Source organism: Mycobacterium appelbergii (genome assembly GCF_032883035.1).
Classification (GTDB): Bacteria; Actinomycetota; Actinomycetes; order Mycobacteriales; family Mycobacteriaceae; genus Mycobacterium; species Mycobacterium appelbergii.
On the sequence record NZ_JAMQTH010000024.1, the window covers coordinates 13526 to 35738 of the forward strand.

The 22213-nt window shown below is 64.9% G+C and carries 25 protein-coding genes; 9 read left to right on the top strand and 16 right to left on the bottom strand.

Features of this window, described 5'->3' with window-relative positions:
- The first annotated feature begins 6 nt into the window (after window positions 1-6).
- Genes M1247_RS35280 through M1247_RS35290 form a run of 3 tightly spaced genes read left to right on the top strand, consistent with a single transcriptional unit; the run spans window position 7 to window position 2755 of the window.
- Window positions 7-948 carry an acetaldehyde dehydrogenase (acetylating) gene (locus M1247_RS35280; protein ID WP_317161108.1) on the top strand — a complete coding sequence of 314 codons (942 nt, stop codon included), beginning with the start codon at window positions 7-9 and terminating at the stop codon, window positions 946-948.
- Window positions 948-1955 carry a 4-hydroxy-2-oxovalerate aldolase gene (gene dmpG / locus M1247_RS35285; protein ID WP_317161109.1) on the top strand — a complete coding sequence of 336 codons (1008 nt, stop codon included), beginning with the start codon at window positions 948-950 and terminating at the stop codon, window positions 1953-1955. Before M1247_RS35280 ends, dmpG begins: the two co-directional genes overlap by 1 nt.
- Window positions 1955-2755, top strand: a complete 801-nt coding sequence (locus tag M1247_RS35290) for an SDR family NAD(P)-dependent oxidoreductase (RefSeq protein ID WP_317161110.1) — start codon at window positions 1955-1957, stop codon at window positions 2753-2755. The genes dmpG and M1247_RS35290 overlap by 1 nt, the downstream gene beginning before the upstream one ends.
- On the opposite strand, the gene M1247_RS35295 is transcribed toward M1247_RS35290, so the two are convergent.
- Window positions 2756-3919 (bottom strand): acyl-CoA dehydrogenase family protein, encoded by a 1164-nt coding sequence (locus M1247_RS35295; protein WP_317161111.1) that lies wholly within the window; start codon window positions 3917-3919, stop codon window positions 2756-2758.
- 40 nt (window positions 3920-3959) lie between these two features.
- Between M1247_RS35295 and M1247_RS35300 the strand changes: the two genes are divergently transcribed.
- Window positions 3960-4541, top strand: coding sequence for a TetR/AcrR family transcriptional regulator (locus tag M1247_RS35300; protein WP_410506995.1), 582 nt, complete (start codon window positions 3960-3962; stop codon window positions 4539-4541).
- 3 nt (window positions 4542-4544) lie between these two features.
- On the opposite strand, the gene M1247_RS35305 is transcribed toward M1247_RS35300, so the two are convergent.
- Entirely contained in the window at window positions 4545-4940 is a 396-nt protein-coding gene (locus tag M1247_RS35305) for a DUF5709 domain-containing protein (RefSeq protein ID WP_317161113.1), read from the bottom strand.
- A 65-nt stretch (window positions 4941-5005) separates the two neighbouring features.
- On the opposite strand from M1247_RS35305, the gene M1247_RS35310 reads away from it, so the two are divergent.
- Entirely contained in the window at window positions 5006-5299 is a 294-nt protein-coding gene (locus M1247_RS35310; RefSeq protein WP_317161114.1) for a putative quinol monooxygenase, read from the top strand.
- Between the two features lie 59 nt (window positions 5300-5358).
- Window positions 5359-5829 (top strand): ribonuclease HI, encoded by a 471-nt coding sequence (rnhA, locus tag M1247_RS35315; RefSeq protein WP_317161115.1) that lies wholly within the window; start codon window positions 5359-5361, stop codon window positions 5827-5829.
- Here the strand turns inward: rnhA and M1247_RS35320 are convergent, their stop codons facing one another.
- Both M1247_RS35320 and M1247_RS35325 read right to left on the bottom strand, forming a co-directional pair.
- On the bottom strand, window positions 5830-6657 hold the full coding sequence (locus tag M1247_RS35320) for an alpha/beta fold hydrolase (protein ID WP_317161116.1): 828 nt from the start codon (window positions 6655-6657) through the stop codon (window positions 5830-5832).
- A gap of 27 nt (window positions 6658-6684) precedes the next feature.
- Window positions 6685-7518, bottom strand: a complete 834-nt coding sequence (locus M1247_RS35325; RefSeq protein ID WP_317161117.1) for an alpha/beta fold hydrolase — start codon at window positions 7516-7518, stop codon at window positions 6685-6687.
- Between the two features lie 111 nt (window positions 7519-7629).
- On the opposite strand from M1247_RS35325, the gene M1247_RS35330 reads away from it, so the two are divergent.
- Window positions 7630-8220: a TetR/AcrR family transcriptional regulator gene (locus M1247_RS35330; protein WP_317161118.1), complete on the top strand. Its 591-nt coding sequence runs from the start codon at window positions 7630-7632 to the stop codon at window positions 8218-8220.
- Window positions 8221-8225: 5 nt separating this feature from the next.
- Window positions 8226-9254: an NADP-dependent oxidoreductase gene (locus M1247_RS35335; RefSeq protein WP_317161119.1), complete on the top strand. Its 1029-nt coding sequence runs from the start codon at window positions 8226-8228 to the stop codon at window positions 9252-9254.
- Here M1247_RS35335 and M1247_RS35340 read toward each other — a convergent pair.
- Window positions 9214-10035, bottom strand: a complete 822-nt coding sequence (locus tag M1247_RS35340) for an LLM class F420-dependent oxidoreductase (protein WP_317161120.1) — start codon at window positions 10033-10035, stop codon at window positions 9214-9216. The two genes, M1247_RS35335 and M1247_RS35340, sit on opposite strands and share 41 nt — an antisense overlap.
- Window positions 10036-10126: 91 nt before the next feature.
- Between M1247_RS35340 and M1247_RS35345 the strand changes: the two genes are divergently transcribed.
- Entirely contained in the window at window positions 10127-11071 is a 945-nt protein-coding gene (locus tag M1247_RS35345; RefSeq protein ID WP_317161121.1) for a LysR family transcriptional regulator, read from the top strand.
- On the opposite strand, the gene M1247_RS35350 is transcribed toward M1247_RS35345, so the two are convergent.
- From M1247_RS35350 to mdlC, 11 genes are all read right to left on the bottom strand, one after another.
- On the bottom strand, window positions 11068-11865 hold the full coding sequence (locus M1247_RS35350) for an ABC transporter permease (protein ID WP_317161122.1): 798 nt from the start codon (window positions 11863-11865) through the stop codon (window positions 11068-11070). The two genes, M1247_RS35345 and M1247_RS35350, sit on opposite strands and share 4 nt — an antisense overlap.
- Complete coding sequence (locus tag M1247_RS35355; RefSeq protein WP_317161123.1) at window positions 11862-12725, bottom strand: ABC transporter permease; 864 nt, start codon at window positions 12723-12725, stop codon at window positions 11862-11864. The genes M1247_RS35350 and M1247_RS35355 overlap by 4 nt, the downstream gene beginning before the upstream one ends.
- Window positions 12722-13516 carry an ABC transporter ATP-binding protein gene (locus M1247_RS35360; protein WP_317161124.1) on the bottom strand — a complete coding sequence of 265 codons (795 nt, stop codon included), beginning with the start codon at window positions 13514-13516 and terminating at the stop codon, window positions 12722-12724. The genes M1247_RS35355 and M1247_RS35360 overlap by 4 nt, the downstream gene beginning before the upstream one ends.
- Before the next feature lie 50 nt (window positions 13517-13566).
- Window positions 13567-14586 carry an ABC transporter substrate-binding protein gene (locus M1247_RS35365; protein WP_317161125.1) on the bottom strand — a complete coding sequence of 340 codons (1020 nt, stop codon included), beginning with the start codon at window positions 14584-14586 and terminating at the stop codon, window positions 13567-13569.
- 10 nt (window positions 14587-14596) lie between these two features.
- Window positions 14597-15127 (bottom strand): LeuD/DmdB family oxidoreductase small subunit, encoded by a 531-nt coding sequence (locus M1247_RS35370; RefSeq protein WP_317161126.1) that lies wholly within the window; start codon window positions 15125-15127, stop codon window positions 14597-14599.
- Window positions 15127-16368 carry a 3-isopropylmalate dehydratase large subunit gene (locus tag M1247_RS35375; RefSeq protein WP_317161127.1) on the bottom strand — a complete coding sequence of 414 codons (1242 nt, stop codon included), beginning with the start codon at window positions 16366-16368 and terminating at the stop codon, window positions 15127-15129. The genes M1247_RS35370 and M1247_RS35375 overlap by 1 nt, the downstream gene beginning before the upstream one ends.
- 2 nt (window positions 16369-16370) lie before the next feature.
- Window positions 16371-17237 carry an isocitrate lyase/PEP mutase family protein gene (locus M1247_RS35380; protein WP_317161128.1) on the bottom strand — a complete coding sequence of 289 codons (867 nt, stop codon included), beginning with the start codon at window positions 17235-17237 and terminating at the stop codon, window positions 16371-16373.
- 11 nt (window positions 17238-17248) lie between these two features.
- The gene (locus tag M1247_RS35385; RefSeq protein WP_317161129.1) at window positions 17249-18043 is read right to left on the bottom strand and encodes an IclR family transcriptional regulator; all 795 of its coding nucleotides are present in this window, start codon (window positions 18041-18043) and stop codon (window positions 17249-17251) included.
- A 297-nt stretch (window positions 18044-18340) separates the two neighbouring features.
- Complete coding sequence (locus M1247_RS35390; RefSeq protein WP_317161130.1) at window positions 18341-20185, bottom strand: FAD-binding oxidoreductase; 1845 nt, start codon at window positions 20183-20185, stop codon at window positions 18341-18343.
- Entirely contained in the window at window positions 20175-20591 is a 417-nt protein-coding gene (locus M1247_RS35395; RefSeq protein ID WP_317161131.1) for a tautomerase family protein, read from the bottom strand. The genes M1247_RS35390 and M1247_RS35395 overlap by 11 nt, the downstream gene beginning before the upstream one ends.
- Window positions 20592-20594: 3 nt before the next feature.
- A complete protein-coding gene (gene mdlC / locus M1247_RS35400) occupies window positions 20595-22211 on the bottom strand; it encodes a benzoylformate decarboxylase (RefSeq protein ID WP_317161132.1) in 1617 nt (538 codons plus the stop codon).
- Window positions 22212-22213: the final 2 nt, after the last annotated feature.

Here is a 22213-nt window from a genome sequence, read left to right on the forward strand (position 1 = left end):
CGCTCGATGACAACACAAGTCGCCATCATCGGTTCGGGAAACATCGGGACCGACCTGCTGATCAAGTGCCTGCAAGGATATCCACGGCTGAATCCCGTCGCGCTGGTGGGCATCGATCCTGAATCCGACGGCCTGGCGCGGGCCCGCAGCCTCGGTGTCGCGACCACCGACAAAGGCGTCGCCGGGCTCATCGCGATGCCCGAGTTCGGCGACGTCGACATCATTCTGGACGCGACCTCGGCCAAGGCGCACATCGCCAACGCCACCGCGCTCGAGCCGTACGGTAAGCAGTTGCTCGACCTCACCCCCGCCGCAATCGGCCCGTATGTCGTTCCGGTGGTCAATCTCGATCAGCACCTGGGTGCGAGGAACCTGAACATGGTGACCTGCGGCGGACAGGCCACCATCCCGATCGTGCATGCCATCTCCCGGGTCACGCCGGTGCCCTATGCCGAGATCGTCGCGTCGATCGCGTCGCGTTCTGCAGGCCCCGGCACCCGCGCCAACGTCGACGAGTTCACCGAGACCACGTCCAGGGCCATCGAAGAGGTCGGCGGTGCCCGGCGCGGCAAAGCGGTGATCATCCTCAACCCGGCCGAACCTCCGATGCTGATGCGTGACACCGTGATTGCCATCGTCGAGGAGCCCAAACGCGACGAGATCGCCGCGTCCGTGCGGGAGATGGTGGCCGAGGTGGCCCGCTACGTCCCCGGGTACCGGCTCAAGCAGGAGGTGCAGTTCACCCCGGTGCCCGACGACGAGCCGCTGCGCACACTGTTCGATGCCCAACCGAAGGACCGGTGGAAGGTCTCGGTGTTCCTGGAAGTCGAGGGCGCCGCACATTACCTGCCTGCCTACGCCGGGAATCTCGACATCATGACCTCGGCTGCCCTTGAGGTCGCCAACCGACTCTCGGTCGAGGCCGAGAAGATGAGCGGAGTCGCGTGATGGCTACCAGAGTTTTCGTTCAGGACGTCACACTGCGCGACGGCATGCACGCCATCCGCCACCGCATCGGCATCGAACCGCTGGTGAAAATCGCTGCCGCGCTTGATGCCGCGGGTGTGGACGGGATCGAGGTGGCCCACGGTGACGGACTGGCGGCGTCGACCCTGACCTACGGCCCGGCCAGCCACACCGATGACGAGTGGATCGCCGAAGTGGCCGCGGTGGTGAAGAATGCGCGCCTGACCACCCTGCTGATTCCCGGCATCGGCACCGTCGGTGACCTGCGGCGCGCCTACGACCTGGGTGCGCGGTCGGTGCGGGTCGCGACACACTGCACCGAAGCCGACGTCGCCCCCCAGCACATCGAACGCGCCCGTGAACTCGGCATGGATGTTTCGGGCTTCCTGATGATGTCGCACTACCTTCCTCCTGAGGAGCTGGCCAAGTCGGCCAAGGTGATGGAGGACGCCGGGGCGCATTGCGTGTACGTCACCGATTCGGCAGGCCGGCTCACGATGGACGGTGTCCGGGCGCGCGTGCGCGCCTACCGCGACGTGCTCAAGCCGGACACCGAAATTGGCATCCACGCCCACGAGAACCTGTCGTTGTCGGTGGCCAATTCGGTGGTGGCGGTGGAAGAGGGCGTCTACCGGGTCGACGCATCGCTGGCCGGGCATGGCGCCGGTGCCGGTAACACCCCGCTCGAGGCTTTCATCGCAGTGGCCAATCTGCTCGGCTGGCAGCACAATTGCGATCTGTTCGAACTGGAGGACGCGGCCGACGACCTGGTGCGCCCGGTTCAGGATCGGCCCATCCGGGTCGACCGCGACACCCTCACGCTGGGCTATGCCGGGGTGTATTCGAGCTTCCTGCGGCACGCGGAGAAGGCGTCCCGTGACTACGACGTCGATATGCGTGAGCTACTGGTGGCGGTCGGCAAGCGTGGTCTGATCGGCGGTCAGGAAGACATGATCGTCGATGTCGCGCTCAGCCTGGCGGGAGGCTGATGAGCGGGCGCCTGGCGGACAGGACGGTGATCGTCGCCGGCGGCGGCGCGATCGGTTCGGGGATGAGCAATGGGCGGGCCGCCGCGTTGGCCTATGCCCGCGAAGGCGCACGGGTTCTGGTTGCCGACCTGGACCGCGGCTCAGCGCTGGAGACGCAGGAACTGGTACGCGCCGAGGGCGGCGGATGCGATGTCTACGTCGGCGACTTGTCGGTGGCAGGCAACGTCGAGGCGATGGTGGCACACTGCGTGCAGTGCTTCGGCGGTGTCGACGTGCTGCACAACAACATTGGCATCATTCGGGTCGGCGGTCCGGTGGAGCTGACCGAGGAGGACTGGGACCGCGTGGTCACCGTGAACCTCAAGACGCTCTACCTCACCGCCAGGTATGTGGTGCCGGTGATGGAGAAACAGCGGTCGGGCGTCATCACCAATATCGGCTCACTGGCCGGGCTGCGCTTCACCGGGCTGCCGATGATCGCGTATTCGACCACCAAGGGTGCGATCCCGGCATTCACCCGGTCGCTGGCGCTCCAGTACGCGGCGTCGGGGATCCGGGCGAACTGCATCCATCCCGGCGTCATCGACACACCCCTGCAGGCATCGACCGACGAGGCGTACGGCGCCGGCGGTGATGCCGAGGCGTTACGGGCCCGCCGGGCGGCCACGGTCCCGCTCGGCCGATTCGGTTCCCCGTTCGACGTCGCCAACGCCGCGGTGTTTCTCGCCTCCCCGGAGGCACAGTACATTACGGGCACCGAGCTGGTCGTCGACGGCGGATTGATCCAGAAGGCCGGCTAGCTACAACGCCCGGCTGATGATCTCCTTCATGATCTCGCTTGTCCCGCCGTAGATCTTGTTGACCCGCGCCGCAGCGTAGAGGCGGGCAATCGGGTATTCGATCATGTAGCCGTATCCGCCGAAGAACTGTACGCAGCGGTCGACGATGGCGACGCCCTTGTCCGCGGCGACCAATTTGGCCATCGACGCGAGCGCCGGATCGATGGTGCCATCGATCAACTGCTGTACGCAGTAATCGACCGTGGTCTTGATCGACAACACCTCAGCTTTGAGCTCGGCCAACTCGAACCGGGTGTGCTGAAACTTGATCAGTTCCCGGCCGAACGCTTCGCGCTCCTTGGTGTACTTGATGGCTTCCAGCACAGCGGCTTCGGCCATCCCTGCACACATGGAGGCGATGACCAGGCGCTCACGCGCCAACTGCTCCATCAACTGGTAGAAGCCCAAACCCTCCTGCGCGCCGAGCAGGTTGGCGACCGGCACCCGCATGTCGGTGAAGAACAGTTCGCGGGTGTCCTGGCCGTGTTGACCCACCTTCTCCAGCACCCGGCCCCGCTCGAAACCCTGCAGGTTTTCGTCGGTCTCCGCGACGATCAGCGACACCCCGGCCGCTCCCGCGGTCGGGTCGGTCTTGGCCACGATCACCAGAAGGTCACAGTGAGACCCGTTGGAGATGAACGTCTTCGATCCGTTGATCACGTACTCATCGCCGTCGCGAACCGCCGTGGTGCGCACCGCCTGCAGGTCTGATCCGGTCCCCGGCTCGGTCATGGCGATCGCGAGCACCAGCTCACCGCTGATCACCTTGGGCAGCCAGCGGCGCTTCTGATCGTCGTTGCCGTAGGTGTTGAGGTAGTGGGCGACGATCGGCGAGTGCACCGACCATCCCGACGCGGAATCGTGGGCCAGGGCGAATTCCTCGCCGACAATGGCCGAGTAACCGAAATCGCCTGCGGTGCCGCCGTATTCCTCGGGCAGATCGAGGCCCAGCAGGCCTGCGTCGCCCAGCTTGTTCCAGAATTCGCGGTCCACCTGATGGTTGCGCGCCCAACGTTCCTGGTTCGGGGTGGCTTCCTTGCGCAAGAACTCCGCGGCGTGCCTGCGCAGCTCGCGGTGTTGATCGGTCTCCCAGGTGGCACGGTAGGCAGGAAACAGTTCCGACACGGCGGCGACGATACACTTGTATCGTTTACTGGTCGAATGTATAGGGGTGCGGGTGCTCGAGGACGATCTGACCGCGAAGGCCCGTATCCGCAACGCGGCGCTGGAGCTCTACGCCTGCCACGGGGAAGGCTCCGTCTCGCTGCGCACCATCGCCGGCGCGGCGGGTGTGACCCTCGGCCTGGTCCAGCATCACTTCAAAACGAAGGCCGGGCTGCGCGACGCCGTCGACCGCCTGGTGGCGGACCACTTTTCCGCTGCGTTGGCCACAGTCCCCGATGACGCGTCCACGGCCGTCCGCGACGCTGCGGTACGCGACATGCTCCGGGACAATCCCCCGGTACTGAATTACCTCCGGCGGAATCTGCTTGCGCCGATCGAGGAACACAATCATCTGCTCGACGTGCTGGTCGAGCTGACCGAACGCGAGGTCGACGCCCTGCGCACGTCGGGCCGGGCATCCACTACACGGCGGGAGTCGACCCAGGTTGTCGCGGTACTCGCACGCCAGATCGGCGAACTGCTGCTGCAACCGATGGTCGAGGCGGTCTGGGAACGCGTCGCCAAACCCAGCGAGCGCAAACCACGCCTGCGCGTGAGCATCGACGAGGCGCCGCCCCGCTGACCGTTATTCGTCGTCGATCACGTGGACCGCGGCTTCTTCGGCCGATGCCGCACCGCCGTCGATGCCGACCTCCCGGCCGAGCAGGTCCGCCTCGTCGTCCTCGCCTGCGCCGTCGTCGGGCGCGACCAGCCGACCGGCCCGGCCATCGCCGACCTCGTCATCCCCGGCCTGCTCGTCAGGGGCGTCCTGCTGCATCGCGGGATCGGGTTCCTCCTCTGACAGCAGCTCATCGAGGGTCTCGTTTTCCCTGGGTTCCTTCCACCTGTCCGGTGGCGAGTAGCCCTCGTCCAGCAGGTCGTCGACACCCCGGTCGATCAGGGCGTCCTCCTGGGTGAGTTGGTCGTCGTCATCGATGTCGTACTCGCCCACGCGTTCTTCCGGAGTTCCTGGACCGCTCATAGGTCAACGATGTCACTGCGCGACGGGTACTGCCACCATTCGCCGGCGCATGGTTGGATGAAAAAATGGCTGTCACCGTGTTGCTGGAACTCAAGTTCAAACCCGACTCCGTTGCCGCTGCGCGCGAGGTGTTCGGGAAAGCGCTACAGGACACCCGCAATTTTGAGGGCAACCTGGTCACCGACGTCATCGTCGACGAATCCGACGATGCACACTGGATCATCTACGAGCGGTGGGACTCCGTCGAGCACGACGAGGCGTACCGGGCGTTCCGCGCAGGCGAGGGAAAGATCGTCGATCTGCCGCCGCTACTGGCCGCACCTCCGGTCAAGACCCGCTACCTCGATACCGACGTCTGAAGGACGCCGATCGCGCGTCGCTGAGCCGACTGATCGAGCCGGGTGCCTATCCTCAGCGCATGACCGACCCCGGGGACATCGTCATCATCCACACCGACGGCGGTTGCAGACCCAATCCGGGCCCAGGCGGCTGGGGCGCAGTGTTGCGTCATCGTGAACGGGTGCGCGAGATGTGCGGTGGCGAACCGGGCGAGACGAGCAACAACCGGATGGAGTTGACCGCGCCGATCATGGCGCTCGAGGCACTCACCAGGCCCGTGGTCGTGCACCTGCACACCGACAGCACCTACGTCCGCAACGGCATCACCAAGTGGGTGCTGGGCTGGGAACGCAACGGCTGGATGACATCCGCGAAGCAACCGGTGAAGAACGTCGACCTCTGGAAGCGGCTTCAGCTCGCCTGTGCGCGACACCAGGTCGAGTGGTTCTGGGTGAAGGGACACTCGGGTGTCGCCGACAACGAATTGGCCGACGTCCTGGCAACCAGGGGCATGCAGGAGGCGATCGCCGCGGCGGGCATCGGCGTCTAGTCAGCGATCCAGGAATTCGATTGCGGCAGCCGCGAAATCGCTGTGGTACTGGAAGATCGCCCCGTGTCCGGAGTTGGGGTAGATGGTCAGTTGCGAGCCGGCGATCCGCCGGTGCAGGTCTTCGGAGAGCACGGAGGGAACCATGCGGTCGTTGTCACCGTTGGCGATCAACGTCGGCTGGGTGATGCGTGACAGGTCTGCCGGAGTGGAGCGGCCCCATCCTTTGATCGCCTTGAGTTGGGTCTGGAACGCCCGCACGTCCATCTTCGCGTCCCGGTCCTCGGTGCGTTCGCCGAGGCGTTCGATGAATGCCCGGCCGGCACGTTTGCCGACCTCGTCACGGTTGAAAAACAGGAACTCCTTGGGGTCCCTGCGGGTGAGGGTGGCCCGCAGAATGTCGTAATAGGTTGTGCGGGCGACCTTGTCGATGTCCGTTCCGCCTGCGGGTCCGGTTCCGGTGAGGATCAGCTTGCGGACGAGTTCGGGATGTTTGAGCACCAGAGCCTGGGCGACCATCCCGCCGAGGGAGAAGCCGAGGATGTCGACGGTGTTGAAACCCAGTGCGGTGATGAAGGTGTAGGCGTCCTCAGCCATCGCTTCGACGGTATCGGGAACGGTTCCGGTGGAGGCTCCGGCGCCGCGGTTGTCGAAGGCGATGACGTGGTGACGTTCGGCGATCGGATCGATGACGCGGGGATCCCAGTTGTCGAGCGTGGCAGCGAGATGGACCAAGAAGATGACGGGAATGCCGCCCTTGGGTCCGAGTTCGCGGTAGGCGTAGGTGATCCCACCTGCGGTGAGGGTGCGCGACGGCGTGTGGGCATACATGACTGTCTCCTGAGGTTCGTGGATGCGTTAGTTGGCGAGGAACTGCAGTGCGTCGGGCACGAAGGTCTGGTGGTGCTGGAATACCCCGCCGTGCCCGGAGTTCGGGTAGATCTTCAGCTGCGCATTGGGAAGTCGACGTGCCATATCGGCGGAGTGGCTGCTGTCCACCATGAGGTCGTGGTCGCCGTTGGCCACCAGGACGGGGTGGATGAGGACGGAGAGGTCATCGGGTGCGCACTTGCCGGCGTGCCGGATGGCCTTGATCTGAGCAAGGCCGGCTTGCAGGGAGATTTTCTTGTCGCGGTTCTGTGTCCGCTCTTCGAGCCGGCCCAGGTACTGCGACGCGGCGTGCTTTCCTTCTGGCGTGCGGGGGAAGAACAGGAAGTTCCTCGGGTCGCTGCGGGTGAAGGCCGCCTTGAGGTAGGCGCCACCGACGATGGTGGCCATCTTGTCGATGCCGCCTGCGCCGCGGGGACCGGTGCCGGCCAGGACCATGCGGCGCACGAGTTCCGGGGCCTGCAGAGCCACCATCTGCGCGACGCCGCCGCCGAGTGAGAATCCGAACAGATCAACCTGTTGGAGGCCCAGGGCGCGGATGACGGCGATCGCATCTGTCCCCATCTGCTCGACGGTGGTCGGCACCGACCCTCCGGTGGCGCCGACACCGCGATTGTCGAAGGCGATCACGCGGTGACGGGCGGCGATGCCATCGATGACACGCGGGTCCCAGTCGTCGAGCACTGCGGTCAGGTGATGCAGGAACACCACCGGAATGTCTGAACCGCCGCCGAGTTCGCGGTACGCGAATCTCAGCCCGCCGACGTCGACGGTGCGGTTCGGTGTGTCTTTCCAGGTGGTCATCGGAGCCTTTCCCCACTCTTCGATCGTTATCTTACGACCGTAATATTATGATCGTAAGCCGTTGTGCTAATATTGGCAAGCACGACATCTCACGACGACTGGGAGCTAGCCATGACGCCATCGGCCGCCGAACGCAAAGCCGCGACGCGACGCCGGATCATCGACACCGCCAGCGACCGCTTCAAGCAGGACGGCATCGACGGTTCCGGCATCGCCACGCTCATGTCCGATGCCGGACTGACCAACGGCGCGTTCTACGCGCACTTTTCGTCCAAGGACGATCTCGTGGCCAACGTCGTGGCCGACCAGCTACGCGCGCAGCGCGACAACCTGAAGGCGCTGCCGCCCGGCCGGGCGGCGCTGGAAGGATTCGTGCGCGAGTATCTCTCGCCACAGCATCGCGACCACCCGGGCACCGGCTGCCCCAACGCTGCCCTGCTCGATGAGATCAGCCGGTGCGATGCCGCCGTCCGGGATGCCTACACCGACGGAATGCAATCCATCGTCGAGGTCATCGCCGCGCATCTGTCTCCACGCGCCCCGTCCGCGGCGCGCACCACGGCCCTGGGGCTGTTCACAGTTCTCGTCGCAACGCTGCAACTCGCACGCGCGGTCTCCGACCAGAAACTGTCCGACGACATCCTCGCCGCAGGCATCGTCAATGCGCAGCTGCTCCTGGACCGCGAGCCTGAAAGGAAATGACCCACATGAAGGCATTCATCGTCACTCGATACGGCAAGAACGACGTTCGCGCCGCCGACGTACCTGAGCCGGGCGTCGGCGACAATGACGTGCTCGTCCGGGTGAGCGCGGCCGGCGTCAACCCGCTCGACATCATGGTCCGCAACGGTGAGTTCAAGCAGCTCCTGAAGTACAAGCCGCCCTTCGTGCTCGGTCACGACGTCGCCGGCGTGGTCACCGAGATCGGCGCGGGCGTCCGCGGTTTCAGCGTCGGCGACGAGGTGTATGCCCGCCCCCGCGACCAACGCATCGGGACCTTCGCCGAGTACATCGCCATCGACCACAATGACGTCGCGCTCAAGCCGTCCGCACTGTCACTGCACGAGGCCGCCGCGGTCCCCTTGGTCGCGCTCGCCGCGTGGCAGATCCTGGTCGAACGGGCGCAGGTGACTCCTGGGCAGAAAGTTCTCGTCCACGCCGGCGCAGGCGGGCTCGGGTCCACCGTCATCCAGCTTGCCAAGCACCTCGGCGCGCATGTGGCGACCACCGCCAACGGCGCCAGAGCACAACTGGTCCGCGACCTCGGAGCCGACGTCGTCATCGACTACACCACAGAGGATTTCGCCCAGAGTCTGTCCGGTTACGACCTGGTGGTGGACTCGCTCGGCGGGGAGAACCTGATGAAGTCGCTCACCGTGCTCAAACCCGGAGGCCTGGCGATCGGCGTCGCCGGCCCGCCCGACGCCGGATTCGCCAAACAACTCGGCGCACCCAAACCATTCGAGTTCGTGCTGTCGTTCCTCAGCCGCAAGGTCCGCAGGGCCGCCAAAAAGCTTGGCGTGCACTACTCGTTCTTCTTCATGCACGCCAGTGGCACCCAGCTACGGGAGCTTGCCACGCTGTACGACGCCGGGCACCTGCGCCCGGTGATCGACTCCACCTTCGCCTTCGACCAGACGCTGGAAGCCCTCGGCTACGTCGAGAACGGCAAAGCCAAGGCGGGCAAGGTCGTCATCACCCGTTCCGACGATCGCGCCAGGCCAACATCTCCTTGACGGTGGTGAAGTCATAACCGGCGATGGGGTCCGGGGCGATCTCGTGGACGAAAATGGTGGCACCGGCGGCGTGGTAGCTCTCGGCGCTGTCGAGGCCGAACCAGTGCACCGACCGTTCAATCTCGTTTCCGTCGCGTCCTGCTGCGGCGGCCATCTCGTCGAGCTGTGCACTCGCCGTGGTGAAGCCCTCGACCGACAGGAAGGTATGCCAGATGTCGGCGTAGCGCACCACCAGGGGCAGGGTCCGCTTAGGGCCGGTGCCGCCGATGAGGATGGGGATCTTGTGCAGTGGCGGTGGGATCAATTCACCGAAGCGAGCGTCGATTCGTGCCAGCCCCGCCTCGAACAGGTCGAAGCGTGATTTCCAGCTGCCGAACTCATATCCATATGTGGTGTAGTCCTTTTCGTACCACCCTGCACCCAGGCCCAGCACCAGGCGGCCGCCGCTGATGTGGTCGACAGTGCGGGCCATATCGGCGAGCAGATCGGGATTGCGGTAGCCGATGCCGGTAACCAGCAGGCCGATCTGGGCACGGTGCGTGATCTCACCCCACGATGCCAGGGCGGTCCAGCCCTCGAAGTTCGTCACATCCGGTTGGACCTCGGCGAGGACCGGGATCCCCTCGTTCAGTTCGGCCATCTCGGGCCGGTGGAAGTGGTCCCAGCCGAACACCAGATCAGCGCCGAGTTCTTCAGCCTGGATGACCGCGCTGCGCCAGGTGGCGTAGTCCGGGGTGTTGCCGGGCGGCAATGCAACTGCGATGCGAATCGGTCGTGTCATGGGTCGTTCAACACAGCACCGGCATGAAGGCTTTCCCAAACTGCATCGATACTCTGGCGGTCAGTCATCCAAATTATGGATACAGTGGTGGATGCCGTCTCTCCGAGCACTGGAATGTCTCGTCGCGGTCGCCGACACCGGATCCATCACGCAAGCCGCCCGGCTGCTGCATTCCTCGCAACCCGCCGTCTCTCACCAGCTCGCCATGCTCGAGCGCGAAGCCCATACGGTGCTGTTGCATCGTGACCCCAAGGGCGCGCGGCTTACGCCCGCAGGCCGAGCAGCCATCGCCGATGCCAGACAGGCGATCGACGCGGCCACCTCGGCCGTCAGATCGGCCCGTTCAGTGGGTGAGGCGGCGGGCGGATCACTTCGCCTGGCCTGTGCCCAGAGCCTGACCGTGCCGATGCTCGCCCCCGTGATCCGCAGTTGGCATCGCCGCCACCCCGACGTGGCGATCAGCCTCCGTGAGGCCGCCACCATCGGGGCATTCCTCGGCTTGATCGACGCCGACGAGGTCGACCTGGCGCTCGTTCCACTTCCGGTACCTGACCGCTTCACCACCACTGCCCTGGCGGACGAGGAGATCGTGCTGGCCGCCCCGTCGGGTCATCCCCTGACGCGACATGCGACCGTGCGCATGCAGGATCTGGAGGGCGCACAGATCGTGCACTTCACGCCGGAGAACGGCCTCAGTGGATGGCTGGATCGGTCCCTGGCGAGCGCGGGGATTCACACCGAAACCGCGATGAGGACGGCGGTCAGCGCCGCGGCGCCTCAGCTCGCCGCGGCCGGCCTGGGTATCGCGGTATGCCCGGTGAGCGCGGTCAGCGCCGGATTTCCCGGCGCAGTCCGTTCCTTCTCGCCACGGTGGGTACGCCAGCTTGTCGCGGTGACGCCCGCCACGCCCGATCCGCTGACTGCGCAGTTCATCGGCGATCTGCGAAAGCGTGGCGTGCAGGTGTCCAGCGACGTGCGTGCCCAACTCGCGGGCGAGGACGGGTCGGCACGGAAGTCGTCGAAGACAGCTCGCTAACGTGCGCTCGCCTTCGCCCGAAGTTCGAAGTACTTCAGGGCGACGGTCGGGATCAACGCGATAACTGTGATCAGCAGTACCTCACCGAGAATGTTCGCCATCCTGACCTGGGTCACGTTGCGAAGGAGCTCGAACCCGAGACCGGTCGTTCCAGCGAACATCTCGGCAAGGATGAGTCCCACGAACGTCAGTCCGAAGGTCACGCGCATCGCAGTCAGAAGCGTTGGGACGAGCTGCGGTACGACGATCTTCCGCAGCAGCGCCGGGTAGCTCATCTGCAGGCTCGCCGCCAGCTTCAGATGCAGCCGGTTCACTGCCGCACTGCCTTCGAGCATGATCAGGAACATCGGAAGCAGACCCTGGAAGAACGCGAACGAGACCTGGCTCAACGCTCCGAGGCCAAGGAACAGCAGGAAGATCGGGTACAGCACAATTTTGGGGATGCTGTTGAGCGAGAAGATGAGCGGTGACAGGGTCCGGCTCCAGAATCCGCTCAGTCCGACGAGCAGGCCGAGTACGCCACCGATAACCACCGCCAACGCATACGCGATCACAAGGTTCAAGACCGTCGAGCCGACGCTCTCCCGGAATCCGCTGTCGGCGAGCTCCTTACCGAGAGTCGATACGGACTCGACCGGTGTCGGAAAGACCGCGCTGTCGATGAGATCGGCGCCGATCCACCACGCCGCGACAAGGACGCCGAGCAATACAAGGGGTGGCAGGATGCGGGTACGCGTTTGATTCAGGGCCGATTTCGAGGTGGCCTCGGGCGCGGCCGGCGTTACCTGGCTCATCGACGCCTCCAATCGAGCCGGTTCAATGCGGCCGAAATTCCCAGGGTCGCGACGAGCGCGAGAAGCCCGACGATCAGAATCGCGCCGTACATGTCTGCGACCGCGAAACTGTCGTATGCATTCGCGATGAAGTTCCCCAACCCGTCGGAGGCCAGGATGAACTCCATCGCGAGGGTCGCGATAATGGAGTACGCCATACAGAGCTTCACACCGGCGGCGATGTCGGGCATGGCAGACGGCAGCAGCACGAGCCGGAAAGACTGCCACCGGGTGAGCTCCAGAGATCGCTCCAGCTTGCGGACCACCTCTGGCACCGAGTCGAAGCCGGCCAGGGCATTCAGGATGACGACGACGATGCTGAACGTCGAGGCCAGTAAGACGATCGGCCACACGCCAACTCCGAACAGCACAACGAGAATCGGGTAGACCGCAAACGTAGGCACCGCGTAGAAGACGCTCAGGTATGGCTCGAGCGCGGAGCGGACGATGCCGCTGCGCCACATCAGGTACGCGATCGCCACACCAAAGAGCGTGGCGACGACAAGGCTGATGGCGATGATGCCGACACTGCGCAGGAGATCGTTCATCAGGAACTCGGGATCGGTCAGCAGTTCACCGGCCCGCACGACCATCTCGGTGACCGGGACAAGCGAAAGCCGTGGGACCGCACCGGACTGCGCGAGAATCTCGACCCCACCGAAGAAGGCGAGAATCATAATGATCCGCCACGCGCCTGCGGGCATCTTGAGCGCTCGGGATGCCGGTGGACGGACGTAGCTCGGGACCGCCGAGCGCGTTGAACCAGCCGGCTCGGCCCGTGACCCTGCCGGTGCCATGGTCGCGCTCACCGCGCTGCTCATCGCGTGGTCGCTTCCATCGCTTTGCCTGCCTCGTCCTTCAGCTGGGTCCAGATCCGCTCGGTCAGCGCGGCCATCTTCGGTGCGGCCAGCGTGTGCTCGTTGCGGGGACGTGGCAGGTCGACGTGGATCTCGTCCAGGACCGTGCCCGGGCGGGCACTCATCACGAGGATGCGGTCGGACAACAGCACGGCCTCCTGAATGCTGTGCGTAATGAACAGCACCCCGCAGGACAACTCCTCGACCACCCGCATCAGCTCGAACGACATCAGCAACCGGGTCTGCTCATCCAGTGCACCGAACGGCTCGTCAGCCAGGATCAGGTCGGGATCCATCGACAGGCAACGCGCGATGGCAACGCGCTGACGCATCCCGCCGGACAGTTGCGACGGATAGTTGTCCTCGAATCCGCCGAGCCCGACCGTGCCGATCAGCTCGTCCGCACGTTCGCGGCGTTTGGATTTCGGCACTCCGCGTACCTCGAGCGCGAAGGCGACGTTGTCCCGCACTGTCCGCCAGGGCAGCGTCGCTGACTCCTGGAACGCGATCGCCGTACGGTCGCGCGGGCCACGCAGCGGTTCGCCTGCCACGGCGATGTGCCCCTCGCTCGGATCTTGAAGTCCTGCAACCAACTCCAATAGCGTCGACTTCCCGCACCCGCTCGGTCCGACGATGGACACGAACTCACCCGGTCGGATCGTGAGGTCGACCGGGCCGAGCGCGTGCAGCCTGCCGAACCGCTGAATGCAGCCGGACACGTCGACGATCGGGTTTGCGGCGCTCTGGTCGCTCATGGATCTCTGCGCGGTTGGTTGCATCGTTGCACTCCTCGAAGGCAGATATGTCAACAGTTCTCGGAAGCCGTCGTCGACGCTCCGTCAGGCAGGTACTGCGGGTCGAACAGCTCACAGAGGTCGACCGCTGACGCGTCCTTGCCGACGAGCTGGAACCCCTTCAGCGCGTTCGCGATGGCTTCCGCATTGAAGCCGACGCCCCAGTAGTTCGCCTGCAGGTAGCTCTGGACGATCCGCTCGGCGACGGCGTCGGATTCCTTGGTGTGCTTTGCCCAGATGGCGGCAGCTTCCTTGGGGTGGTCAACGGTCCACTGGACCGCTTCGTCGTATCCATTGGTGATCGCTTCGATCACTTTTGGGTGCTGTTGGGCGTACTCGGGCGTCGTGGTCATGACCGTCTGCTGAAAGGCCGGGATCACTTCTTTGGCCGAGACCACCAGCTTGTACGCATCCGGATTCTTCAGCGCCTCCGCGATCGGCACGACCGTTGCATCGACGTCACCGCCTTCGAGCAACGCCAAGCCCTCTCCCAGCCCACCTGCGGTCGTGCGCTGGACAGAGTTGGGATCGACCCCCTCGGCATCGGGGAGTAGGTAGGTGAGCTGCTGGGTAACCGAGCCTTCCCTCGTGAACGACCACACCTTCACATCCTTGACGGAATTCACGGCATCGTTGCCGGCGAGTGCGTAGAAGTCGTTGCCCGCCAGGGATTGCACGGCGCCACCGACGACGACGAGATCAGCACCGCTGGCCTTGGCGTCGACCACTGCCGGGAAACTGGTATCGGCGATCGGAAGGTCGCCGGAAAGCTGGTTCTGGATCGTCGATGCGCCGCCCTTTCCCGGTACGATCTTGCCGACCTCCACCCCACGTTCCTTGAAGAAGCCCTGATCGATTGCGACGAGCCACGGGACCGAGAACGGCTCGGTGTCATGCGTGACCGTGATGTCAATCTTTACCGGATCATCCGGATTCGCGTCCCCGCCATCACTTCCCGAGCACCCGGCAAGGAGCCCCACCACGACGGCGGAGGAAGCCAGGGCCGACGACACGCTTCGCTTCATTGACATATCACTGCTCCTAATCGGTGCTACCCGGTCGCAGGTACCCGTCTTCTTCGAGTCGCCGCAGCAGACCACCACGCCGGAGGATCTCGATGAGGAATTCCGGGTACGGCTTCGACTCGGTGAGGACGGCACCGGTCGAACGATTCTTGAAGGTCGCGTTGACGACATCCACAGTCAGCTCATCGCCCTCGGTCACCGCGGACGAGACCCCCGGCACGACGAGGAGGGGCAACCCGTAGTTGATGCAGTTGCGCAGGAACAACGAGTTGAAACTCTCGGCGACCAGGCAACTGACGCCGAGCTCACGGAACAGCAGGGCGACCGGGCGGCTGGATCCGAGTCCGAAGTTCGTGCCACCGACGACGATGTCGCCGGATTGCACCAGCTCGGGCCAGCCGGGGCGCGACGCGTTGAACATCTCGTGTGCGGCCTCGGCGATCGGCAAACGCATCGCATACCCGGGAAACATCTCATCTGTGGTCACCTGGTCACCGAAGACCCAGGACCGACCGGAAAGAACGAGCTCGTTTGTCGCTGTAGTCATCAGAGATCTCCGGGAGTGCTGATGTGTCCGGCGATCGCCGATGCCGCGACAGTCGCCGGTGAAGCCATGTAGATCTCTGCGTCCGGACTCCCCATACGGCCCTTGAAGTTTCGGGTACTGGCAGTCACGCAGACCTCGCCCGGTCCGAGCACCCCCATGTGGTATCCGAAGCAGGCGCCGCAGGTCGGGTTCGTGACGACGCCCCCAGCGGCGACGATCGACGTGACGTAGCCGGCAGCGACGGCATCGAGATACACCTGCTGTGAGGCAGGCGTGACAATCAGCCGGACACCGCTCCTGACCTGCTGTCCGTCAAGGATCGCAGCTGCGACGCGAAGATCGTCGAGCTGGCCATTGGCGCAGGACCCGATGAATGCCTGATGAATCGGCTTGTCGCCCAACTCGCTCACCGGCATCGAGTTGTTGATGACCGTCCCCGGCTTCGAGACCATGGGTTTCAGCGCGGACAGATCGACCGTCCGCCGTACTGCATAATCCGCGTCGTCGTCCCCGTTGCACGGATTGACGTCTTGTGCTTGGGATCCCAACGATTCCAGACATATCTCGTCGGCCGGGAACACCGAGAAGTCGGCGCCGACCTCGGCGCCCTGCGCCGCGATCGTCCGACGGTCCGATATCGGCACACTGGACAGGCCTGGCCCGCCGTACTCGATGGCGTGATCGGTCGCATCGCCGTACTCGCCGGCGACGTGCAGGAAGATGTCCTTTCCATTGATGTGGTCGGGCTTCTCCCCCACCAGGTCGTAACGGATGGTGGGCGGGACCACATGCCACGTCTTCCCGGTGCACACGATCTGCAGGACCTCTGCCGGTCCGAGGCCCCGCGCGGCGACGTTGAGTGCGCCCGCAGCGCACGTGTGGGAGTCGGTGCAAGCGAGGTTCTGCCCGGGCGATGCGAGGGCCTGCTCCGCGATCACCTGATGCACGATGCCGTGCCTGCCGATGTCGTAAAACTTCCTCACACCATGTGATCGGGCGAATTCACGTGCCCGCTCACCCCCTGCGGCGTCTCGAATCGACGGCGCGGGAACCGCATGGTCCATGACCACGGCGAGCCGGTCCGGATCGTGGACCTTGAGGACATGGTGCAGCCGGTCATGCTGGAACTGCATGTCGATCAGCACGGTCATGTCGACGTCGACGACGACCGTGTCACCAGGCTTTGCCGCAGCGTTGTCCGATGCGCGACCGAGCAGCTGCTCAATGACGGTGGATCCCATTGTCACACACTGGTTCCCGCGGCGAAGCGCTTGCCGATGTCGTCCCAGTAGTCCAGGCCGACGGCGCGGAACAGGTCGGTGGGCGACCACTGCCGGCCCGTGTCGGTATCGCCGCTGCGAAGGGTCGCGAGGGCATTGTCGACCGCATCCGCTGCTGCGCCGAACGCGAGACCGGGTGCGATGACGATCGAGTAGCCCGCGGTTTGCAGCGATTCCAGCGAGACTGCCGGCGTCTTGCCGCGCGGTACGAGGTTGAACAGTGTCGGCCTGGAAAACAGTCCGGGGATCTCCGCGATCTGTTCGGCGCTCTGCGGAGCTTCGATGAAGATGATGTCGGCACCTGCCTCGACGTACTTCTTCGCGCGCGCGACGGCGTCGTCGAACCCGAGGGATGCGAGCGCGTCGGTCCGCGCGATCACCAGCATCTGATCGTCGGTACGCGCTTCGACCACAGCTTCGATCTTTCGCTGAAAGTCTTCCGGCGCAATGACTTCCTTGGAGTCCAGATGCCCGCACTTCTTGGGGAACAGTTGATCCTCCAGCTGGATGGCCGACACCCCGGCACGTTCATACAGCTGAACCGTCCGCACCACGTTGATGATGTCGCCGAATCCCGTATCCGCGTCGGCAATGAGCGGTACGTCGCCGAGCACACCGGTCAGCAGCGCAGCCCGCGAGGCCATCTCGCTCTGACTCGTCAGGCCGAGGTCGGGCAGCCCGAGTGATGAGGCGACCGCTGCACCGGACATGTACGCCGCGTTGAAGTCCTGACGCTTCACGAGCGCTGCAGTCAGTCCGTCGTACACTCCGGGGGCCACTGTGAGCGTGCCGGATTCGATCTGCGCATTGAGCTTCTGACGAGCTTCCACTTATCTGTCTCCTAGTTTCTGGTGTCGTTCCTGTCATTCATGTCCAGAGCCGACGGGTAATCACCCACATGGCCGATGACCAGTGACAGCTCGCGAGCCGCAGCGAACACCATCTCGCCGAGTTCTTCGGCGCGCGCTTCACCCATCCGGAAAGACGGTCCGCCGATGGTCATCGAGCCGATCAAGCCGCCCGCATCGAACACCGGCGCGGCCACCGAATTCAGCCCCTCCTCGCGCTCGCTCTGTGCGTACGCCCAGCCGCGCTTGCGGATCAGCTCCAGCTCGTCGACGAGATCCGCGCGGGTCGTGATGGTTCCGCTGGCCAGCTTCTTCAAGCGCTTGGGCAGCAGCTGCTGGTTGCTGAACGCGACGATCACCTTGCCGCCGGATCCTGCGTGCAACGGGAGCGTCTGCCCGATCTCGGTGTGGAAGACAATCGACTTCCTCGACGAGCAATTGTTGATCACGTACCGACAGTCGTTGTCCAGCAGCGCGAGTCCGGTCGATTCGCCGGAGCGATCCCGCAACTCGGCGAGGATGGGCGTGGAAGCTTCCACCAGATCGGAAGCCGCCTTCGCGACCTCCGCCCACCCGACAAAACGCAGTGACAGCTTGTATCCGCGCCGGTCCTGGCTCAGAACGCCACGGTCAAGGAGAGACCGCAGTAGCCGGTTGGCAGTGGTGGGTGGAAGTCCAGTGCGCTCACGGATCTCGGCGGCGGTTGCCACCGGCGCATCAACCGAGAAGCAGCTCAGCACACTGACGAACCGGTCCAGCATCTGACCCGAAGTCTCTCGTTCTACCAACGGCCGCTCCAACCACTGAGTGGTTTGTCAAAACCACTGAATGGAGGAGATTCAACGTGGCTCACATCGATCTGTCAAGACCCGGACTGCAATGGCCTGATCTGGTGGTCGGCGACGCCTTAACTTGTCCAACCCCTCTGCTTTGATCTGCTTTGATGCCGTACCAACCCCGAAATCGCCGGCCGGCCCGCCGATATGGATCGGCGCGACTTGTTTGGAAGCCTGTCAACTAGAGGTGACAACCCCGCGAAGAACAGTGTGGGGCGCTACGCCGGCGCCGGTCGCGGCGGAGGCGGTTCAGGTCTTGATGCCGACCTTGAAGATGAGGGCCGTGAGCGCTCCGAAGGCGCCGCGGGCGCTGATGTAGAGCCGTTTGGTGTCGTATCCGGCGACGTCCTTCATGGTTTCCGCGCCGAAGCGGGCAGGTGTCTGGCCGTCGATGACCGTGACGTCGGCACCAAGCAGTGCGTGTCTGATGCGACCGCGTTCGGCACCGGTGGCCGTGGCCACCACGGCCCCGATGGTGCGCTCCCCACCCGTGGTGGGAACCGCCGCGCAGGTGACACCATGCTCGTCGAGATACCGGTTGAGCGCCTCGACCGTGGTGTCAGCGCCGACGACCAGGCTGAGGTTGCCGAGATTGACGGTGATGTCGGTGTTTTCACCGGTGGTCAACGCGGCGCCCGGTTCAGGGGTCAGGTCGCCGGTAAGGGCGGCCTGGACCGCAGCGCCGAACACGCTGGTGTCGGGTTCGTCTGGCGATGGCTCGGGCAGCATGATCCCGGGGTTGAGCAGCCCGGCCGGATCGAATGCCCTCTTGATCGCGCGTTGCGCGGCGATCTCCACCGGGGTGAAACGCTTGGTCATGAACTGAATCTTCTCGGTGCCGACCCCATGTTCACCGGTGATGGTGCCGCCCAACCCCAGTGCTGCTTCGATGATCTCGTTGTTCGCCGCTGCCAGCGCCGATGCCGCAAGCGGATTGTCCTTGTCGAAGAACGTGGTGGGATGCAGGTCACCGTCACCGGCGTGACCGCACACCGCGATGAACAGCAGGCCGTCGGCGTGGCGCGCGGCGGTGGCCTGTATGGCTTCCTGCATCTCGGGGATCCGGTCGCGCGGCACCGTGACGTCGCCAATGAAGAACCCCTTGCCGCTCTGCACCACTGAATTGGGGGCATTGAGACGGCCGTACCACAGTGCGGCGCGGGCTTTTTCGTCTTCGGCCACCCTGACCTCGGTGGCCCGCTCTCGCAGCACTCTTTCTACGACGGCTTGGTCGTGGGCCACCTCGGTCGCAGTGCCGTCGACGTCGATGAGCACAATCGAATCGGCGTCCAACGGATAGCCGGTGTCGTAGAACTGCTGAAGGCCGGCGATACCCGCCCGGTCGAGCCACTCCACCGCCGCGGGCACCACACCGCTGGCGATCACCGCGGCAATGGTGTCGGCGGCCTCCCTCGCGGAGGCGAATGCACCCATCAGGCTGTGGGTGACCGCGGCGATCGGGCGCAGTGAGACGGTCACCTCGGTGACGATGCCGAGGGTGCCTTCCGACCCGATGAGAATGCCGAGGAGGTCGGGGCCGTCGTCATCCGCCCTGAAGGTGGCGGTGGATCCGTCGGGCAGCACGACATCAGCGGACAGGATGTGGTTGTAGGTGACGCCGTACTTCAGGGCATGTGGGCCGCCGGCGTTCTCGATGAGGTTACCCCCGACCGTGGCGAGGTGGGCCGAGACGGGGTCGGGCGAGAAGCACAACCCGTGCGGCGCCAGTGCCGCCTGCAGGTCGGAGTTGATGACTCCGGGTTCTACTCGGGCGCAGCGGTTCTCAACATCGATCTCGAGGATTTGGTTGAGACCTGACAGGTCGAGCAGGATGCGACCCGGGGTCGCCATCATGCCGCCCGAGCAGTTCGACGCCCCACCTCGGGGCACGATCGGGACGTGATGTTCGGATGCCAGCCGCATGATCGGTGCGATGTCCTCGCGGCGGTGGGGCCGCAGTAGCAAGCCGGCCACTCCCCCGACGCCCCAGTAGTCGAGTCCGCGTTCGGCGAGTACGGCCTCGTCGGTCACCACCACACCATGGCTCGAGGCGGCCTCGGCGAAATGCTCCAAGGAGGGAATGTCAGTGATCATCGACCGGATCTTTCAGCGACTGTAGCCACGCCTCCTCTTCGCCGGGGGCGGGCAGCACCCGGCCACCTTCGATCGCGAGATGCGCTGGGCTGTTCTGGATGACGACGAGGACCCGTTGGGCGGGAATACCGGTCACCCGCGAGGCCGCTGCGGCGATCTCGGCGACGAGCTGGCTGCTCTGGGCCTCGGGGTGTCCGGTGCGAACCCATCCATTGATCAGAAGCGGCTGTGCGGGTTGACCGTTGGTGTAGACCTCATCGGTTGCCAGCTCGTGGAAGACAACGTTCACATAGCTACCGGGAACGTGATTGATCATCGAATGGATCCTGGTCACTTCGGCGGCAAGTTCGGCCTTCGCGTCACCGCTCAGCGTGGATTGCACCGTCGTACATGTGTAAACGGGCATCGCTCAGCCCAGGAACGGTAGGTGCGGCTGGGTCGGCACCACCAGGACGGTGGGCCCGTCGGCTTCCAGGGCCGCCTTGAATTCGAGCGACAATTCCTCGGTGCTCGCCACATTGGCCGCTCGGCATCCGAAACCTGTTGCCAGTGCGGCGATATCGAGCCCCGGCAGGTTCAGTCCGGGAACATTCGGCGTCTCCTCGAGAAGCGCGAAGGACTTCAGCACGCAGTATTCGCCGTTGCGCTGTACGACGAACACGATCGGCAGCTTGTGCTGCGCCGCGGTCCAGATGGCCTGGATCGAGTACTGGAACGATCCGTCGCCGATCGAGGCGACGATGGTTCGCTTCACGCCGCGGGCCCGGTCGCCGAGCGCGATGCCGACCGCCGCAGGTACGCCCCAGCCGATGCCGCCGCTGCCCGTCGCGAAGAAGCTGCCGGTGCGCCGAGTGGGCCACCACTGAATGAGGTCTGCCAGCGTAGAGGTGGACTCCATGACGACCGCGGCGTCGTCGGGTTTGACCCCGCTCAGCACCGCGTAGACGTCATTGGGCAGCAGCGGCGCCGATGCGACCGGGAGATCGCCACTGAAATCTCGGCTCAGTCCGGGCGGAGCCTGCCGGTCGGCTGGGACGTCCACCAACTCCACGAGCTGTTCGAGGACCGTGCCCACATCGCCGAGCAGGCTGTCACCTACCGGCGCGATCGCGGCGAGGTGGGGATCGCCGGTGATCTGCAGGACCTCGGTGCCGTCGGGTAAGTACTCGCCCCCGACGTACGGGTAGTACCGGAACACCTGTGCGCCGATCGTGATGACGAGGTCGAAGCCCGCTACGGCCTCGTTGACGCCGGCGATCGTCAATGGCAGCGGACCCGCGTACAGCGGGTGATCCTCGGGAAATGAGCACCTGTCCGACAGCCCACTGCCGCGAACCGATGCGCGCAGTTTCTCGGCGAAGGCGATGCCGGCATCCCACGCGCCCGCGCGATCGACCTCCGGCCCGAGTACCAACAGGGGTCGCTCCGCCCGGCTGATCCGGGTGGCGAACTCGCGCAGCCGCTCACCGTCCGGCTCGACGCGTCGGCTGACCGTCCTGACCACCGCAGGCCCCAGCGCCGGCTTGTTCCAGTCGTCGAGCGGAATGGACAGGAACACCGGCCCCGCCGGCGGCTGCATCGCGACGGCGTAAGCCCGCATGAATGCCGCGGGCACGTCCTCGGCACGCGCCGGCTCGTAGGCCCATTTGACCCATGGCTGCGGCATGATCGTCGGGTCGGGGTTGTTCAAATATGGATCACACAATGACATTTCGCGGGTCTGCTGGCCGGCAGTGACGATCAGCGGCGTATTCGCGCGGTAAGCCGCGACGAGGCTGCCCATCGCGTTCCCGGTGCCTGCCGCGGTGTGCAGGTTGACCAACGCGGGCTTGCCGGTGGACTGCGCGAAGCCATCGGCCATCGCCAACACCGACGCTTCTTGTAATCCCAGGATGTAGGTGAAGTCGTCCGGGAAGTTCTGCAGGAAGGTCTGCTCGGTGGAGCCTGGATTGCCGAACACCGTGGTCAGCCCCAGCGTGCGCAACAGGTCATAGGTGGCGTCGTGGACGGTCATGTTTTTGGTCATCG